This window comes from Mesorhizobium norvegicum (assembly GCF_004919685.1).
GTDB classification, from domain to species: domain Bacteria; phylum Pseudomonadota; class Alphaproteobacteria; order Rhizobiales; family Rhizobiaceae; genus Mesorhizobium; species Mesorhizobium norvegicum.
The window spans coordinates 1-15395 of sequence record NZ_SMYZ01000074.1 but is presented as its reverse complement, the minus strand read 5'-3'; the positions used below and the strand labels follow the sequence as shown (position 1 = coordinate 15395).

The window sequence follows — 15395 nt, the reverse complement described above, 5'->3', positions numbered from 1 at the left end:
ATGAGGGGCAGCGCCAACCTTGCAGGCTATGTCGAGCCCTCATACGCCAACTGCGCCTGCGTCAGTGCCTGGTCGAGCCTCTCACCCTCCGCATAACCCGACAGGTTCTGCGGCCGCTCCATACCCGGCAGCAGCCTCGGACACGGCTCGGCGGCGCCAACCACCATCCGCACCGGGATGACGCCGGCCCACACCGGATGCCCGTAATCCTCCTCGTCGTCGGCGACGCCCTTGGCGCGCACCTTTGCTGATGCCTCTTCGATGCGCATGCCGATCACCGTCGTCGCCTTGGCTTCCTGCGCCGAGATCGGCCGCAAGGTTTCGGATCGGCCGGGATAGAAACGGTCGACGACGCCGGCCAGCGCCTTCAGTTTCTCCTCAGGCTCATCGATGATCCGCGCCGTGCCGAAGCACATTGCCGAGCGGTAGTTGGCCGAATGGTTGAAGCCTGAGCGCGCCAGCACCAGCCCGTCGAGATGCGACACCGTCAGACACGCCGGCGTGCCGCCGCGCAAATGGCGCAGCATGCGGCTGGCCGACGAGCCGTGCCAGTACAGCATGTCGTCCTCGCGCCAATGGATGGTCGGCGTGCAATAGGGCTGGCCGTCGAACGTATAGGCGACGTGGCACAGCAGCCCGGCATCGAGCACCGCGAAGACCGAGGCATGGTCATAGCTGCCGCGGTCATGCCGGCGCTTCACCCGGTTGCGCCTGGTGGTCGGAAAACTGGCGACGCTGTCGTTCACGGCTTGCATCCTTGTCTGTCGTCTGCCAACCATGCGCCATGGCATTGGTCGATAAAAGAACCAATCATGGCGATAAAATTCAGACCAATCTGCCGGATTGGTCGGCGCTGATTCCGGTCCTGCCGGGCGACGGCCCGCGCAGCCGCGAGCTCTATGCGGCGCTGCGGCGGCTGATTGAGACCGGCGCGCTCGCCGCCGGCGCCAAATTGCCGACCACGCGCGACCTCGCCCAACGCTTCGGCCTGTCGCGCTCGGCGGCGGTCGCCTGTTTCGAAATGCTGATCTCGGAAGGCTTCGCCGTCGCCAGGGTTGGCGCCGGAACCTTCGTCGCGCCTGACGTGCCGCATCTGCCGACAACACTGGTCAAGCCGCGTCCGCCGGAGATCGACGCGGCGACCGCGCTGCCTTGCGGCCTTGGCGTGGCGGTGTCCGATCCGCGCACGCTTGATTTGTTCCGCATCCTTCTGTCGCGCCACCTCGCCCGTCCCGGGCCGGAGCATTTCCGCTATGGCGATCCGCGCGGCGGTCTGCCGCTGCGCACGGCAATCGCCACCTATCTCCGAACCGCGCGCGGCGTGCGCTGCGATGCCGGCCAGATCGTGCTGACCTCGGGCACGCAGCAGGGGCTCGATCTCCTGGCGCGCGCCTCCCTTCGCCCCGGCGATGCCGTCTGGATCGAAAACCCCTGCTATCCCATGGCGCATGCCGTGCTGGCCGGCAGCGGCGCTAGGGTTTTCGGCGTGCCGGTCGACGAAGAAGGGCTCGATCCCGAGATCGGCGAAAGCCTGTGCCCAAGGGCGCGCGCGGCCTATGTCACGCCCTCGCATCAATATCCGCTCGGCGTGACGATGACGATGCGCCGCCGCCTGACGTTGCTCGACTGGGCGCGGCGCAACGATGCCTGGATCATCGAGGACGATTACGACAGCGAGTTCCGCTATGCCGGCCCGCCGCTGACCTCGCTACAGGGCATGGACGGCTCGGGCCGTGTCGCCTATCTCGGCACCTTCTCGAAAATCCTCTTCCCCGGCCTGCGCATCGGCTACATTGTGGTGCCGGAGGCGCTGCTCGATGCCGTCATGGCGGTCAGGGCGCGCTCCGACCGCTTTCCCTCGACGCTGGCCGAAGGCGCGCTGACCGACCTCCTGAACGAGGGCCATTTCGCCGCGCATCTCAGGCGCGTGCGCCGCCGTGTGCAGGCCGCACGCGACGTGCTGGTCGCCGGCCTCGAAGCGCATTGCGGCGACGCCCTCGATGTAGCCGCGCCCGAACAGGGGCTGCACCTGATGGCGACGCTGAAGGGCGCCGGCCCGGACACCGCGATCGTCGAGGCGGCGAAAGCGGTAGGCGTCGGTGCGCGTGCCCTCTCCTCGATGTTCATCGACGGCCCGCCCCGGCAAGGCCTGGTGCTGGGCTTTTCCGGTTTTTCGGACGAGGCGTTGATGGCCGCGACCGTCAGGCTGGGTGGGGTGTTGCGGTAGCAGCGGATCGTTGGAGCCGAGCGATGGAGATCGCACGCCAAGACGATCGCGACGCAGGGCCGGCTTGCGGCCGCATGGGAAAAGCGGCCACTTCCCTGCCGCTATCGATCAAGAACCATTTGATTGGACTGATCTCGCCAAAGTGTGCCTAGTGAGCTGAGATCGGGACAAACGAGGAGCGGCCAATGATTGCCCTGAATGTGAACGGTGAGGATCGCAGCGTCGACGTGCCCGAAGATATGCCGCTTCTATGGGTGCTGCGCGATGTCATTGGCCTGACCGGCACCAAGTTCGGATGCGGCATCGCCCAGTGCGGCGCCTGCACGGTGCAGCTCGATGGCCAGCCCGTCCGTTCCTGCGTCCTGCCCGTCGCCTCTGTCGGCACGCGGCGTGTCACCACCGTCGAGGCGATCGGTGCGACCGCTGGTGGAAAGAAAGTGCAGCAGGCATGGCTCGACCTCGAGGTGATCCAGTGCGGCTATTGCCAGTCCGGGCAGATCATGTCGGCCTCGGCGCTGCTGGAACGCAATCCCGATCCGAGCGACAGCGACATCGATGCGGCCATGTCCGGCAACATCTGCCGGTGCGGCACCTACACGCGAATAAGAGCAGCCATAAAACAGGCCGCCAAGGCCTGAGGACGAGGAGACAGCCAGCATGAGCAAGCCATTCTCCTCCCCCAAAACCGGCCCCTCCCCGCAAACCGGCGCCTCGCGTCGTGCCTTCCTGCAAGGCGGCGGTCTCCTGCTGGGGTTCGCTTTGCTTGGCGCCGGGGTGAAACCCACCCTTGCTGCCACGGACCCCGTGGCGGGCGACGTCACCGCGGCCTTTTCACCCGATGCTTTCATCCGCATCGGCACCGACGGCAAGATCACGCTCATCCTTCCCAACATCGAGATGGGACAAGGCACCCACACCGGCGAAGCCACGCTGATCGCCGAGGAGCTGGAAGTCGGCCTTGACCAGGTGAGCGTCGTCGACGCGCCGCCCAACGACAAGCTCTATGCCACCGCGGCCCTTGGCGGCCAGGCGACGGGCGGTTCCACCTCGATGCGCGCCACCTGGGAATCGCTGCGCAAGGCGGGCGCCACGGCGCGCATGATGCTGGTTGCGGCGGCGGCCGCGCAATGGTCGGTTCCGGCGTCGGAATGCGGGGCCAAGCTTGGCGTGGTCACGCACCAGCCGACCGGCAGGCAGCTTGCCTATGGCGCGCTCGCCGATGCGGCGGGCAAACAGGCCGTGCCGACCGACGTCAAGCTCAAGGATCCCAGCGATTTCGAACTGATCGGCAAATCGCTGCGCAGGGTCGACACGGCAGGCAAGGTCAATGGCGCGGTGATCTACGGCATCGACGTGCGCGTGCCCGACATGAAGGTGGCGACCGTGTCCGCTTGCCCGGTCCTCGGCGGCACGCTGCAGGATGTCGACGAGAAGGCCGCGCGCGCCATCCCGGGCGTGCGCGACATCGTGCGCCTGCCCAACGCGGTGGCCGTCATCGGCGATCACTTCTGGGCCGCGAAGAAAGGGCTCGAGGCGCTCGACATCACCTGGAACGATGGCGCCAACGCCAAGCTCGGCAGCGCCGATATCATGGCCGCCCTGAAGACAGCGTCGGAGCACAAGACACCGATCATGGCGCGCAAGGAAGGCGACGTCGAAGGCAGGCTGAAAGCCGCTTCCAAGACGGTCGAGGCGATCTACCAACTGCCGTTCCTCGCCCATGCGCCGATGGAGCCGATCAACTGCGTCGTGCATGTGCGCGCCGACGAATGCGAGATCTGGGTCGGCACGCAGGTGCCGACCCAAGCGCAGGCCGGAGCCGCGCAGGTCACCGGGTTTCCGCTCGACAAGATCATCGTTCACAACCATCTGATCGGTGGCGGCTTCGGCCGCAGGCTGGTGGCTGAATCGGTCGCGCAGGCCGTGGCCATAGCCAAGCAGGTGAGCTATCCGGTCAAGGTGATCTGGACCCGCGAGGAGGACATCCAGCACGATCTCTACCGGCCCGCCTACTACGACCGCATCTCCGCAGGTCTCGGCCCGGATGGCCTGCCGACGGTCTGGATCGACCATGTCGCCGGCGGCTCGGTCCTGGGCAACTACATTCCCGGCGGCTGGCCGGACGACAAGCTCGACGACGACGCCGTCGAAGGCGCGGTCAAGCCGCCCTATGACCTGCCGGTCATCCAGGTCGACTGGGTGCGCCAGGATCCGCCGGTGCCGATCACCTGGTGGCGCGGCGTCGGTTCCACGCACAATGTCTTCGTCGTCGAAAGCTTCATGGACGAACTCGCCGATGCGGCAGGCAAGGATCCTGTCGAGTATCGCCGGGCGCTGACGAAGAACCAGCCGCGCGCGGCAGGCGTGCTGGAACTGGTGGCCGAAAAATCCGGCTGGGGCACGCCGCTTCCGGCCGGCTCTGGACGCGGCATCGCGCTGCACGATGCCTTCGGCAGCTATATGGCGGCGGTGCTGGAGATCTCGGTTTCGTCAGCCGGCGAGATCACGCTGCATCGGGCCGTGGTGGCGGTGGATTGCGGCATCGCCATCAATCCCAACACCGTCGAGGCCCAGATCGAAGGCGGACTGATCTTCGGTCTCTCCGCCGCGCTCTACAGCGGCATAACCTTCACCAATGGCCGCGTCGACCAGAGCAATTTTCACGACTACCGGATCCTGCGCAACAACGAGGCGCCCAAGATCGAGGTCTATCACGTCAAGAGCCTGGAATCCCCCGGTGGCATCGGCGAGACGGCAACCGTCTCGGCCGCCCCCGTCCTTGCCAATGCGATCTTCGCCGCGACAGGCAAGCGCCTGCGCAGCCTGCCCTTCGACCGCAATCAGTTGAAGAGCGACGGCGCCGACAAGACCAGTGTCTCGATGATGCCGCCGCTCAGTGTGCCCGTACTGGCGGCGCTGGCGACCTCAGGGGAAACCGGCGAATCCGAACCCGAGGCGGCGTAACGATGAAACGACTGGGCCTCATCATTCTCGCCGCTGCGGTGGTCATTGCTGCTGCCGTCGCGGTGTTCCTGTTCAAGCCGGCGTCACTGCCGGACGTCTCCGTGGCGCAGGCCGCACTGCCGACTGGCCAGGCGCTGATCGATCGCGGTGAATATCTGGCGCGCGCGGCCGACTGCGTCGCCTGCCACACCACATCAGGCGGCAAGCCCTATGCGGGCGGCCTCGCCTTCAAGCTGCCATTCGGCACGCTCTACGCGCCCAACATCACGTCCGACAAGGAAACCGGCATCGGCGACTGGAGCGACGCCGAGTTCGTGCGCGCCTTGCATCAGGGCATCGACAGGCAAGGCCACAATCTCTATCCGGCCTTTCCCTATGCCGCCTATGCGCGGATGACCACGGAAGACGCGCTGGCCATCAAGGCCTATCTCTTCAGCCTGCCTGCGGTGCACGCGGATGCGCCAAAGAACGACCTCATCTTCCCGTTCAACCAGCGTTATATCATGCGGTTCTGGAACCTGCTTTTTGTTCCCGGCGGTGCCTTGCAGCCGACCGCGAGCGAGAGCGCGGAATGGAATCGTGGCGCCTATCTGGTCGAGGCGATGGCGCATTGCGGCGAATGCCACACGCCGCGCAATGTTTTCTATGCGCTCGACAGCGGCAAGACCTTCGCCGGCGCGGAACTGCAGGGCTGGAAGGCCTACAATATCAGTTCTGACAAGCGCACGGGCATCGGCAACTGGACCGACGAACAGCTGTTTGACTACCTGTCCAAAGGCCATGCGGAAGGTCGCGGTTCGCCGACGGGCAGCATGGGTGAAGCGGTGGACTACAGCCTGCGCCACCTGACGCCCGAAGACATCAAGGCAATCGTCGCCTATGTGAAAACCGTGCCGCCGCAGGTCAGCAGCGACCAGGCGATCGTCGAGGCCGAACCGGCCACGCTCAAGGCGTCGATTGCCTATGCGCCGTCAGGCGACGCGGCCGCGCAAGGCGGGCTTGGCCTGAAACTGTTCCAGGGCGCCTGCGCCAGTTGCCACGGCTGGAACGGCGAAGGGCTGCAGACGCCCTATGCCGCGCTGCGCGGCAGCCGCACGGTCAACGACCCCGACGGGACCAATCTTATCCAGGTCATCCTCAAGGGTGCGCATATGACGACGGCAACGGGCGCACAGGCGATGCCTGCCTTCGCCAACGCCTATTCGAACGTCGAGATCGCGGCGCTCGGCAACTATGTCCTGGCCCATTTCGGCGGCAGGCAATCGGCGATCACGCCAGCCGATGTGGCCAAGGCGCGGACGCAATGAAGCCTTGAGCCCAGGCGGCGCGGCGCGCTGACCGTAACCGAACAGGGTGTTCCGGTAGCGTCAGTTGCGTTGGGCGATAAACGCGGCGGCACGGACGACGTGAGCATCTCGATGCGTGCGTGCCGCCAGCGCCAACCATTCGCGCGCGATGGCGTCGGCCGTCTCAGGCCGGTCCAGCTTCAGATTGACGTCCACCTGGCTCGCCAGGATCTCCACCTGCAGCCCGGCATAGCTGTCGGTGTCGCGCATGCAGCGCCGGAGCGCCTCGCCCAGCCACTCCATGGCCGGGACGAACGCTTCTTGCGCCGCATAGGTCAGCGCCAGCGCGCGGGCGACGGCCCCTTCCCAGCAGGGATCGTTCATCTGGCAGCTCAGCGCGAAGGCCTCCTCCAGCCGGGGACGCAAATCATCGGGGTGCGCCTGCTGGCGGGTGCGGGATTCGCTCAGCACCGCCACCGGCCAGGGCCGAAACGATATCCAGCGTTGTTCCTCGACCAGCGCCAGGCAGTCTTCCAGCCAGCGATCGGCCTCCTCCAGCCGGTCGGCGGCGAGCAGACCCCAGCCGCCAAGCCCAAGCGACCAGATCTCGCGGCGGCGGTTGCCGGCAGAGCGCGCATGCTCCAGCGACAACGCGTAGTGATCGAGCCCCTCGCCGACCCGGCCCCAGTCGACCAGGTTGAAACCGATGACGCCGTGAATGCCGGACAGGTTTTCGCCGCCGGCGGCCAGTTCCAGCGCCTGCGACAGATAGGTGGCTGCCGAGGGCCGCCGCCCCGCCAGCGCCTCGACATAGCCGAGTTCGCGAAACCCCGCCGAGGCGATGGCCGCGCTGCCCGCCTGGCGCGCCAGTTCCGTGCTCTGGCGCAGCAGCACCGAGCCTTCGTCATCATAGCCTTTGACCGAATGCACAAGTGCTGTGCCAAGCTCGAACATGGCGCGCGCCGTCAGTTGCGCGTCCTTGTGTTTCTCCGCGTCGCGCACGGCGCGGCGCAGGCAATCGATGCCGGCATCCACGGCGCCCGCCGCAAGCGCGGCCAGGCCCGACTGCATCAGCGAGGTGACGAAGGCCTGGCGTGAGATGCCGCTGGGCGGCGACGAGATGGTGCGGCGCGCGGCACTGCGCAAAGCGGCCGACGGCTTCTCGCCGAGTTCCGCCACAAACATCGCCTCGGTCGCTTCGACATGGTCGAGGGCTGCCTGGTAGCGTCCGGCCAACGCCAGGCTCTTCACCAGCAATATGTGCGCGCCCTCGTCATAGGGGTTGCGCCGGACGCCAAGTTCGGCCAGCCGCGTCGCGCGGCCATGATCCTCGACCGACATGGCGCGGATGGTTTCCTGCCGGATGCGGGCTTCGACGATGCCTGCGATGCGCTCGCGCTCGACCAGCAGCCAGGTGGCGAATTCCGGGCTGCAACGGGGCTCCAGCGTGCCGAGCAACGGCCCGGCGGCCTCGATGTCGAAATCGTCGCGGTCGAGCCGCAGCGCGTCGATGTCCAGATCGCCTGCAAAGCGCCCCTCGATCGGGTCGCCGTACAGACAATCGGTGCTGTTGAGCGCCTTGCGCAGCGAGGCCAGACACCAGCGCAGCGAACCCAGCGGATCGACGGTTTCGGGAAACAGGTCCGCCGCCAGCGCGCGGCGGTCGAGAGGCGCGCGCGCCAGAACCACGCGGGCCAGCAGCGCCCAGGCCTGATGGCCGCGCACGGGTTGGCTTTGCCCATTCGCATCGAGGATGGCGGGTTCGCCAAGAAGCCTGATCGTACCGCCCACTTTTTCCACCGCCATGCTCGCCGGCCCCATCCTCGCATGCGGCTTGCGCCACCACCGTGGGACAAAGCGTGTGACCGGCCCCGCCCTGTTTCTTTCGCCGGCACCACACTGGGTCCAACGTCGATCCGATTTATCGGGCCGTCAACCAACAACGGAGACCGACAATGCCGACATTCATCATCGAACGCGAAATCGCCGGCGCCGACAGGCTGAGCGCCAATGAGCTCAAGGAAATCTCGGCCAAGTCCAATGAGGTCGTGGCCGGGCTCGGAGTGCCCTACAAATGGCTCACCTCCTATGTCGCCGGCGACAAGATCTACTGTGTGCATGAGGCCGAAAGCGCCGAAATGGTCGAGCGGCATGCCCGCGAGGGTGGCTTCCCCGCCAACAAGGTGACGGAGATCGCCGCCTTCATCGGCCCGCAGACCGCCGGAGCCTGACACCGCGATCGGGACGCGCCTCCCCGCAACCAACGCGCTCGGACCGGGATGGCCGGTGCGCGACAGCAAACCTATGGAGTCACCATGACATTCCTGCCCTGGACCCGGCGCCTTGCCGCCCCGTTCCTCCTGTCCGCTCTTGCCGTCGCGGCGACGGCGGTTCATGCCCATGGCGCCGGCGAAACCAATATCCTGGCGCAAAAGGTGCGCGCGACCAACGGCCGGTTCGAGAACGTGGCGACGGCCACCGCCGAGGGTTACGCGCCCATCCCCTGCGCCAGCGGCATCACCGGCGGCGCCATGGGCATCCACTATGTCAACGCGGCCTACCTGAAGGACGATGTCGTCGATCTCTCCAAGCCCGAGGCTGTGATGTACGAGCCGATGGCCGACGGAAAGCTGAAACTGGTGGCGGTCGAATACATCACCTCGAAAGGCCCGGCCTCACTCGAGGGACAGCTGTTCAACTTCAACAGCGCGCCCAATCGCTACGGCCTGGGCGCCTTCTACGAACTGCACGTCTGGGCCTGGAAGAAGAACCCGACCGGCACCTTCGCCGACATGAACCCCGACGTGTCCTGCGACGCGATGAAGATGGCCGATTGAGGCCGCGTCTGCTCTTGCCGGCGCGCCGCCGGCAAGAGCTTCGCCCTGTATTCCGAGGAAGCCATGACCGAAACCGAACGCATCCTGATCAGCGCCCGACAATGGCGTTTTGCCTCAGCCCTGCTGGCACGCCTGCTGCGCCGCTGGCACCACCGTCGCGACCGGCGCCATCTGGAGACGATGCCGGACTTCATGCTCAAGGACATCGGCATCAGCCGGTCCGAGATCGACTATGTCGCCGCACGCGGCGAGATATAGAGACCGCGTACCAGGTGTTGGCGATGGCGAAGGGATGCCCTGTCAATCCCCATCGGCGGGCCTGGCCTTGCCGCACTGCGCCAGCACCTTGCCGATGGCAGCGCTCGAGCCCTTCAGCGGAAAACTGGTCTGGCCGTATTTGGCGGCACTGACCGACACATCGCCTTTCCCTCGCAGCAGGTCCAGCAACGGATCGGCTTTCGCCAGGTCCACCACGAAGTAGTTGTACATGGCCTCTAACTGCAGCGTTTTCGTCACCGCCTTGCCGTCGGCCTTGAACTCGAACGAACCGCTGATGCCAGGCTCCAGCTGCTGGCCTGTGGCGCCGAGGTCGTAGCTCAGCACCGGCGTGTCGAAACAGGTCAGCATCAGATGGGCGTCGCCTTTCGGCCCGCCGCAGACCGAGGCGGTCAGCACGCTGCCGCCCTCGTCTTCCTCCATCTTGGCAGCCCAGCCGCCGCACGACGCGGCAAACGCCGGCTGCGCGGCCTGCAACGCCAATGCGGTACCGGCGAGGATGAGATAAAAAAGTCTCGCTCTCATGACTTCCCCTCCGACATTTGCAGTCGCCTTTGGCGGAACGCCTGGAACGCCTATTTATGGCGTTCGAAACCTCGCCCAGCCAGATCGTGACTATCCAGAGAGACTATCTCAAAACCCTATAATTATATACAATCGTCTCCGGCGTCGGTTTGGTGCTTGTCAGCTCAAGATACTTGTCACCGACATCTTGCGCCGGATGATAAGTCGCCTTGTGTCCATCAAGTGTGCATTCAAGATATGTGTCCGCATTGTTTCTGTCTGCGCTTACCTCAAAAGTTTCACCATAATGAAGCTGCCTACTCTCAGCTTTCTCAGGAACCTGATCTACTTTTCGGTCAAGGCGCTTCCAACTAGGAACCAGCAAGACAGGGCCACTCCAAGTTCGGACGGTGATCGAGCCTGTAGCTCCATCCGAGGTTGGGCCGGCCACCACGCTGCTGAAGGCACATGGGGTGCCGTCGACGTCAGGCCGAGCTTTGTCACAATACAGGCTTATGAAATCGCCCACCTTTTGACCATTCGCAGCCGCCACAGACATCGACCAGTTTACTCCGGAGCGCTTCTCCCAGTCGTCGCAACCGCCATCGCAGTTGAGATCGGCAGTCCACGCTGCGGTCGAGAACACACCATTCTCGACCCAGGACTCCTGTGATTTCACGTCCCAAATGTCGCATGCGCCAGCTATCTGGTCATGGCGGTCGCCCGCCACCTTGTCAAAACGAGCCCCGCGATCCGTGAACACAGCGAATGAAAGCTCATCCTTCGGGTTTCGGGTGCAGACAAGTGCCCGGCCCTCGCGATTGATCTTCGCACCCACCGCGAGGTCCCCGCTACAGGTGCCGCCCGATGTCACCAGACTTGAAACCATGGGGTCGTCAATTGTCACCCCGACGGGAGGAGTAAACTTGACGGTAAAAAACACAAAACTACCTTCGTCGCGGGCCGTAAGCTGTAGCAAATCCGCCGGATTCTTCTGCGCGATGGTATCAATACACTGGTTGAAACTGCTAAAAGCCTCTTTGTCAGCAACCGATACGTAGAGATAATCCATCGAATCTCGACTAAATTCAGCTGACGAATCGGAACAGAAAGCCTCACGAGACTTGTGGCTGTCATCCGATTCAAATCCACCCACCAGCGAGTAAGATTTATCCTTCACTGGAATAGATAGATTTATGTTCCCTCCGCGTGATTTTATATCCTCATAGAACTTATCGCTACAGAACCACGCCTTGGTGGACTGATATTCCGTGAGATCGTTGCGACGCTCGATGATTGATTTAAGCGACTCTTTCAGCGGTTCTCGGCAAATATCATAGTCGCTCGCACCGCTCTGCGTCGCCGTCAAACAAGCGCCAACCAGGAAAAGCGCCCTCCAGATCAATTGTTTCATGTAAGCCCCCATCAAAGATTATATTCAGAACCGCCTCTCTAATTTCCCCGTTTGTAGACGATATACAGGACAATGAAAATATACAAGGGCACTTGTAGAATAGCCCTCAACTTACCATGAGAATTTTACTGATGGAGGCGGTTGCAGCTGCGAAGGATTCTTGTGCAGCGCGGAATTTTTTCCATGAAGCGAAGCGCAATCGTGGCGTAAGTAGGATAGGCATCAGTGTTCATCGGTATGGGAGCGACATGTCAGTGCGGAGAGTGGTGTTGAGAGCCTGTGTTCATCTGTGTCTTCCGTTGGCCGTCCTGCTGGCCTTGCCGCTGGCCGCCCATGCCGAGTGGAAACCAGTCGAGAAGATCGAGCCCTACGCCATATCGGGCCAGTCCGGTGCCGAACTCTACCGCTCGATCGGCGAGAACGGGCCGCTGATCCGCGGCGCCAAGACGCGCACCATGGCCTACACCAATTTCAAGCTGACCTGGAGCGGCAGGGACTACAAGCCCAGGGGCAAGGACTGCGTGCTGACGGTGGGGCGGCCGAAGCTGATCATCACCTACGCCTTGCCGAAGCCTGCGGGTTCGTTGCCGCCTGCCGTCCAGAAGAGCTGGGACGTGTTCATCGCCGGCGTCAGCGCCCATGAGAAGATGCATGGCGCCAGCATGGTGCAGATGGTCCACGACATCGAGGCGGCGACGGACGGCCTGACCCTCGCCGATGATCCCAAATGCAGCAAGACCAGGGCCGAGGTGGTCCGTCGGCTCGACGCGATATCGAAGGCGCGGGTACAGGCAAGCCGCGACTTCGACCGCGTCGAATTCGGCGATGCCGGCAATCTGCAGAAACTGGTTTTCGCTTTGGTGACCGGTCCTTGAAACGGGCCAACCCGGCGATAAACCGGCGCTGAGCGACCCCGAGATCGACGACATCGTGGCGTTCTTGCAGACGCTGAGGGATGCGGATCGGCAGTGATTGGCGCCTTCCCTTCTCCCCTTGTGGGAGAAAGGAAAAACAAGCCTCACTGCGTGTCGGCGCTCGCCCTCAGCTCGGCACGCTTCTCATCCGACACCACTGCCAGATCCAGCACCTTCTGCAACTCGGCGGCGTGGCGGAAGGACGGTTCGGCCTGCACGCCGGTTCGCACCGCATCGGCGAAACGCTGATAGTTGGTCGCCACGGTACCGGCGTCGAGCTCTTCCCATTTGGCGTTCTCGACATTGTCGCCGACGCAGGCCTTGAGCGCCGAGCCGTCGAGATTGTGCACCACCTCGATGCCACCCTTGTCGCCATAGATGCGCAGACGCAGCTCGTTGAGATGGCCTGATGCCCAGCGGCTGGCATGCACCACACCGAAGGCGCCGTTGGAAAAATCCAGCGTCATGGCGAAGCTGTCATTGGCGTCCAGCCCGTAGTCGCCGATGCGGTTGCCGGGCGCCTTGTCGAAAGCGCGCAGCCGGCAGAAGACATGGTCGATGTCGAGCGCGGCGCCATAGCTGGCGAAATCGAGGATGTGGATGCCGACATCGCCGAGCACGCCATTCGAGCCGTGGCCACGCGACAGGCGCCAGAGCCATTTCGGATCGGTGCGCCAGTCGCCCCAGAATTTCGACACCAGCCAGCTTTGCAGATAGGACGCCTCGACATGCCTGACCGTGCCGATTTCGCCCGCCTGCACCATCTGGCGGGCCTTCTGCAGCGCCGCCACATTGCGATAGGTGAGGTTCACCATGTTGACGATGCCGGCGGCCTCGGCGGCGTCAGCCATCTCGGTGGCCTTGCTGAAGTTTTCGGCCAGCGGCTTTTCGCACAGCACCGGCTTGCCGGCGGCGACCAGCGCCATGGTGGTCGGGTGATGGATGCGGTCGGGCGTGACATTGGCCACCGCGTCGAACTCACCCCAGTTCAGCGCCTCCTCCAGCGCGGTGAAGCGGTTGGGAATGTTGAAGCTGTCGGCGAATTCGCCGACCCGTGCCGGATCGACATCGACAGCGCCGACAATGTCGACGCCCTCGATGGCGCTGAAACGACGCGCATGTTCCTGCGCCATCCAACCGGTGCCGAGTATCAAAAGCCGCATTTTTTGCTCCTTGGGCCGAGATGTCAGAATCGACCTCCCGGCCGACGCCATCAAATAGCGCGGATGATGCCGCCGTCGACCCGAATGTTCTGGCCGGTGATGTAGCCGGCGCCTTCCGACGCCAGGAAGGCGATGGTCGCGGCGATTTCTTCTGACGTGCCGTAGCGCTGCATAGGCACGCTGTCGCGGCGCTCTTCGGTGGCCGGCAGGCTGTCGATCCAGCCGGGCAGCACATTGTTCATGCGCACATTGTCGGCTGCATAGGTGTTGGAGAAGATCTTGGTGTAGGCGGCCAGGCCGGCGCGGAACACGGCGGAAGTCGGGAACATCGGGCTCGGCTCGACCACCCAGGCCGTCGAGATGTTGATGATGGCGCCGCCCTTCTGCTTGACCATCTGCGGCGCCACGATGCGCACAGGCCGGATGACGTTCAAGAGGTAGACGTCCATGCCGGTGTGCCACTGCTCGTCGGTGATTTCCAGGATCGGCGCGCGCGGCCCGTGGCCGCCGCTGTTGACCAGCACGTCGATGCGGCCATAGCGCTCGAGCGTCAGGTCGACCAGGCGCTGCAGATCGTCGTTAGACTGGTTGGAGCCGGTGACGCCGAGCCCGCCCAGTTCCTTGGCCAGCGCCTCGCCCTTGCCGGATGAGGAAAGAATGGCAACCTTGAAGCCGTCCGCTGCCAGGCGCTTGGCCGCCGAGGCACCCATGCCGCTGCCGCCGGCCACGACCACAGCTACTTTTTCTACACTCATTGGATTTTCCTCTCAGGGTTGGCGGGCACCGCAAGCGGTGTTTTCGGGAGCTGAGCGTCGATATAGCTGGTTTTCCCCACCGGTTCGAACCAGAATGCCTGAAATCAACCTGTAGAAAAACTCCTGCATGCCCGAAGCCTTCCTCAGCCTGCCGCCATTGAATGCGCTGCGCGCCTTCGAAGCCTCGGCGCGCCATCTCAACTTCCGCATCGCGGCCGAAGAGCTCAACGTCACGCAAGGGGCGGTGGCCCAGCACATTCGCGGGCTCGAAGCAGATCTCGGCACAAAACTGTTCGAGCGGCTGCCGCGCGGCCTGGCGCTGACCGATGAGGGCCGCGCCTATGTGCCCAACATCCGCCGCGCCTTCGACCTGATCTCGGAGGCGACGCTGCTGTTGCGCCCCGAACCGGCGCGGCTGACGATCAGCGTGACGCCGACCTTCGCCACCAAATGGCTGATCCCCAGGCTGCAGGATTTTGTGACTGACAACCCGCTGGTCGACCTGCGCGTCCTGGCCAGCGAGAGCCTGTCGAGCTTTCAGGCCGATGGCGTAGACATCGCGGTCAGGCAAGGCCGCCCGCCCTTCGGCGCCGGCCTGATCGTCGACCTGTTGTTTCCCCAGCAGATCGTCGCTGTCTGCAGCCCTGCCTTGCTGCCGAAAGGTGCTGCTGAAATCGCCGCCACTGAAATCCAGCATCACGTCCTGCTGCATGATGCGCACAATCTGTGGCCGGAATTCATGGAGAAGGCGGTCGGCCTGAAGATGACGACCGAGCTCAAACGCATGCGCTTCAACCAGACGGGCCTCGCCATCGACGCGGCCATCGCCGGCCAGGGCATTGCGCTGGCCAGCCGCTTTCTCGTCGCCGCCGACCTCGCCGCCGGCCGCCTGGTCCAGCCCGTCAGCGGCGAAATGCGCGGCACGCAGGATTTTTATGTCGTGATGCCGAGAAAGCAGCGCCATCCCGAGCCGACACAGGCCGTGCGGCAATGGCTGCTCGATGCCGGAGAAAGGCCGCCGGTCTAGAGCAATTTCAGGAAAAGTGTGAAACGGT

The 15395-nt window shown here is 64.2% G+C and carries 15 protein-coding genes; 9 read left to right on the top strand and 6 right to left on the bottom strand.

Annotation, left to right across the window (positions count from 1 at the left end):
• Positions 1-26: 26 nt before the first annotated feature.
• On the bottom strand, positions 27-779 hold the full coding sequence (locus FCU66_RS29115; protein ID WP_168992130.1) for a pyridoxamine 5'-phosphate oxidase family protein: 753 nt from the start codon (positions 777-779) through the stop codon (positions 27-29).
• 5 nt (positions 780-784) lie between these two features.
• Between FCU66_RS29115 and pdxR the strand changes: the two genes are divergently transcribed.
• From pdxR to FCU66_RS29095, 4 genes are all read left to right on the top strand, one after another.
• Entirely contained in the window at positions 785-2227 is a 1443-nt protein-coding gene (pdxR, locus tag FCU66_RS29110; protein WP_136621489.1) for a MocR-like pyridoxine biosynthesis transcription factor PdxR, read from the top strand.
• 185 nt (positions 2228-2412) lie between these two features.
• Positions 2413-2865, top strand: a complete 453-nt coding sequence (locus FCU66_RS29105) for a (2Fe-2S)-binding protein (RefSeq protein WP_056591971.1) — start codon at positions 2413-2415, stop codon at positions 2863-2865.
• Positions 2866-2884: 19 nt separating this feature from the next.
• The gene (locus tag FCU66_RS29100; protein WP_136621490.1) at positions 2885-5191 is read left to right on the top strand and encodes a xanthine dehydrogenase family protein molybdopterin-binding subunit; all 2307 of its coding nucleotides are present in this window, start codon (positions 2885-2887) and stop codon (positions 5189-5191) included.
• Positions 5192-5193: 2 nt separating this feature from the next.
• Positions 5194-6498, top strand: coding sequence for a c-type cytochrome (locus FCU66_RS29095; protein ID WP_136621491.1), 1305 nt, complete (start codon positions 5194-5196; stop codon positions 6496-6498).
• 60 nt (positions 6499-6558) lie between these two features.
• Here FCU66_RS29095 and FCU66_RS29090 read toward each other — a convergent pair whose 3' ends face one another.
• Entirely contained in the window at positions 6559-8283 is a 1725-nt protein-coding gene (locus tag FCU66_RS29090; protein WP_168992131.1) for an AfsR/SARP family transcriptional regulator, read from the bottom strand.
• Between the two features lie 149 nt (positions 8284-8432).
• On the opposite strand from FCU66_RS29090, the gene FCU66_RS29085 reads away from it, so the two are divergent.
• From FCU66_RS29085 to FCU66_RS29075, 3 genes are all read left to right on the top strand, one after another.
• A complete protein-coding gene (locus FCU66_RS29085) occupies positions 8433-8708 on the top strand; it encodes a DUF4242 domain-containing protein (protein WP_056591963.1) in 276 nt (91 codons plus the stop codon).
• Between the two features lie 84 nt (positions 8709-8792).
• A complete protein-coding gene (locus FCU66_RS29080) occupies positions 8793-9314 on the top strand; it encodes a hypothetical protein (RefSeq protein ID WP_136621493.1) in 522 nt (173 codons plus the stop codon).
• Positions 9315-9377: 63 nt separating this feature from the next.
• The gene (locus tag FCU66_RS29075) at positions 9378-9572 is read left to right on the top strand and encodes a YjiS-like domain-containing protein (RefSeq protein ID WP_136621494.1); all 195 of its coding nucleotides are present in this window, start codon (positions 9378-9380) and stop codon (positions 9570-9572) included.
• A 42-nt stretch (positions 9573-9614) separates the two neighbouring features.
• On the opposite strand, the gene FCU66_RS29070 is transcribed toward FCU66_RS29075, so the two are convergent.
• On the bottom strand, positions 9615-10115 hold the full coding sequence (locus tag FCU66_RS29070; RefSeq protein ID WP_246094071.1) for a hypothetical protein: 501 nt from the start codon (positions 10113-10115) through the stop codon (positions 9615-9617).
• A 103-nt stretch (positions 10116-10218) separates the two neighbouring features.
• Positions 10219-11508, bottom strand: coding sequence for a hypothetical protein (locus FCU66_RS29065; RefSeq protein ID WP_136621495.1), 1290 nt, complete (start codon positions 11506-11508; stop codon positions 10219-10221).
• A gap of 269 nt (positions 11509-11777) precedes the next feature.
• Between FCU66_RS29065 and FCU66_RS29060 the strand changes: the two genes are divergently transcribed.
• Complete coding sequence (locus FCU66_RS29060) at positions 11778-12383, top strand: DUF922 domain-containing Zn-dependent protease (RefSeq protein ID WP_136621496.1); 606 nt, start codon at positions 11778-11780, stop codon at positions 12381-12383.
• Positions 12384-12526: 143 nt separating this feature from the next.
• Here the strand turns inward: FCU66_RS29060 and FCU66_RS29055 are convergent, their stop codons facing one another.
• Together FCU66_RS29055 and FCU66_RS29050 are read right to left on the bottom strand one after the other, a co-directional pair.
• Entirely contained in the window at positions 12527-13585 is a 1059-nt protein-coding gene (locus tag FCU66_RS29055; RefSeq protein WP_136621497.1) for a Gfo/Idh/MocA family protein, read from the bottom strand.
• 50 nt (positions 13586-13635) lie between these two features.
• On the bottom strand, positions 13636-14340 hold the full coding sequence (locus tag FCU66_RS29050) for an SDR family oxidoreductase (protein ID WP_136621498.1): 705 nt from the start codon (positions 14338-14340) through the stop codon (positions 13636-13638).
• Between the two features lie 127 nt (positions 14341-14467).
• Between FCU66_RS29050 and gcvA the strand changes: the two genes are divergently transcribed.
• Positions 14468-15367 (top strand): transcriptional regulator GcvA, encoded by a 900-nt coding sequence (gene gcvA, locus FCU66_RS29045; protein WP_136621499.1) that lies wholly within the window; start codon positions 14468-14470, stop codon positions 15365-15367.
• Positions 15368-15395 lie beyond the last annotated feature (28 nt).